Genomic DNA, 1,717 nt, shown 5'->3' on the forward strand with positions numbered 1-1,717 from the left:
GAGGGTGATATCCGTCGCGGCCTGGGGGCCGCTCCTACGGCCGTAGGAGCGGCCCCCAGGCCGCGACGGATATCACCCTCAAAGGCGGCCGAAATAGTGATCAAGACCCCCGGGGCTACCCACCACAGCGAGTTTGCGCCATGTCCGACCACACCAACTGCGTCTTCTGCGGCATCGTTCGGGGCGACATCCCGGCGATCAGGGTGCATGAGGACGCCGAGACCCTAGCCTTCATGGATATCCAGCCGGCCAGTCCCGGTCATACCCTGGTGATTCCAAAGATCCATGCGCCGGATCTATTGGCCATCGCCGAGGCTGACCTGTGCGCCGTAACGATCGTCGCGCAGCGCATTGCCCGGGCAGTGCACCAGGCACTGGCCCCCGATGGCATCCGCATCATGCAGACCAACGGCGCCGCGGCCGGCCAGACCGTGTTTCACTATCATGTCCACATCATCCCGATGCAGGACGGGCAGCGGATCGGTACTCATGGCCACGAGCAAGCGCAGCCGGAACAGCTCAAGGCACTGGCGGCAAGAATCGCGGCTGCCCTGAGATCGTGACTGGGGGCTGGACTTGCAGGGGCTTTGGAACTCGCCCTGCCCGCCAGCCTCCCGCTGGTATCGAGCACGACCCAATTGCCGCACCGGCGCGCCGCATCCGGCGCCCCGTCCCCGGGGGGAACGCCCCCGCCGATCATGGAGACGAGCGATGAGCACGACCCTTCCGACATTGAAGTCGCAAGCCTTGGGCAATCTGGGCAAGGTGGTCAGTGCACCCGAGGCGGTGCGCCTGATCCACAGCGGGGCGACCCTGGCCAGCGGCGGCTTCGCCGGCATCGGCTTCCCGGAGGGCCTGGCTATCGCCCTGGAAGAGCGCTTCAAGGAGACCGGCGAGCCGCGCGACCTGACCCTTCGCGGATCGGGCTCGGCACCTTCGTCGACCCCCGCAACGGCGGCGGCAAGCTCAATGCCCGCACCACGGAGGACCTCGTGGAGTTGATGACCATCCACGGGGAGGAGTGTCTCTTCTACCCGGCCCGACCGGTCGATGTCGCCCTGCTGCGCGGCACCACGGCGGACGCGGACGGCAACATCACCATGGAGAAGGAGGCCCTGTTCCTGGAGTCGCTCGCCATCGCCGGTGCCGTCCACAACTCCGGGGGGCTGGTGATCGTCCAGGTGGAGCGGCTCGCCCAGCGCGGCACCCTGCCGGCCAAGGCGGTGAAGATCCCCGGCGTGCTGGTGAACTGCGTGGTGGTCGCCGAGGACCCGGAGCACAACTGGCAGACCCTCTCCACCCCCTATGACGCCGCCTTCGCCGGGGAGGTGCGGGTGCCGATGCAGTCCATCGCCCCCATGCCGCTCGGCGTGCGCAAGGTCATCGCCCGGCGCGCCGCCTTTGAGCTGCGGCCCAACTAAGAAGCTAAGCTGAATCGGTGGAGCGAGAGCGACACCGATTTCAGCTTGAGCGATAGCTAAACCGCGTCCAGAGCGGAACGTGTAGTTTTTGTGCTAAGGTTGAGCCCCGCACCCGGAATTTCGTTAGGCGGTGAGGCCACCCACAAAGCCAGGCGTTAGGAGATTTCTGAGTAAAAGTTTCCCGCTTTTTGGGATAGAATATTGGCACTGGCAGATTTCCTCCGCGGCGCAGGAAAGCGACAACAATAGGCACTTGGGAGGCTGCGATTCAGCGGGTTGCAGGATTCGCCACCCGC

The 1,717-nt window shown here is 65.6% G+C and carries 3 protein-coding genes; all 3 read left to right on the plus strand.

Going from position 1 to position 1,717, the window contains the following annotated elements; all coding sequences use genetic code 11:
* Positions 1-140 precede the first annotated feature (140 nt).
* The 3 genes from QZY48_RS28240 to QZY48_RS28250 all read left to right on the plus strand — a co-directional run bounded on the left by QZY48_RS28240 (position 141) and on the right by QZY48_RS28250 (position 1,421).
* The gene (locus tag QZY48_RS28240; RefSeq protein WP_295436975.1) at positions 141-563 is read left to right on the plus strand and encodes an HIT family protein; all 423 of its coding nucleotides are present in this window, start codon (positions 141-143) and stop codon (positions 561-563) included.
* Positions 564-711: 148 nt separating this feature from the next.
* Positions 712-1,002, plus strand: coding sequence for a hypothetical protein (locus QZY48_RS28245; RefSeq protein WP_295436977.1), 291 nt, complete (start codon positions 712-714; stop codon positions 1,000-1,002).
* Complete coding sequence (locus QZY48_RS28250) at positions 921-1,421, plus strand: CoA-transferase (RefSeq protein WP_295436976.1); 501 nt, start codon at positions 921-923, stop codon at positions 1,419-1,421. The genes QZY48_RS28245 and QZY48_RS28250 overlap by 82 nt, the downstream gene beginning before the upstream one ends.
* Positions 1,422-1,717: the final 296 nt, after the last annotated feature.

This window comes from uncultured Thiodictyon sp. (assembly GCF_903828115.1).
Classification (GTDB): Bacteria; Pseudomonadota; Gammaproteobacteria; order Chromatiales; family Chromatiaceae; genus Thiodictyon.

What these genes read in the sequence shown, in the direction of transcription:
- QZY48_RS28240 (WP_295436975.1), top strand. Translation starts at nt 141, where the DNA reads ATGTCCGACCACACCAACTGCGTCTTCTGCGGCATCGTTCGGGGCGAC.
- QZY48_RS28245 (WP_295436977.1), top strand. Translation starts at nt 712, where the DNA reads ATGAGCACGACCCTTCCGACATTGAAGTCGCAAGCCTTGGGCAATCTG.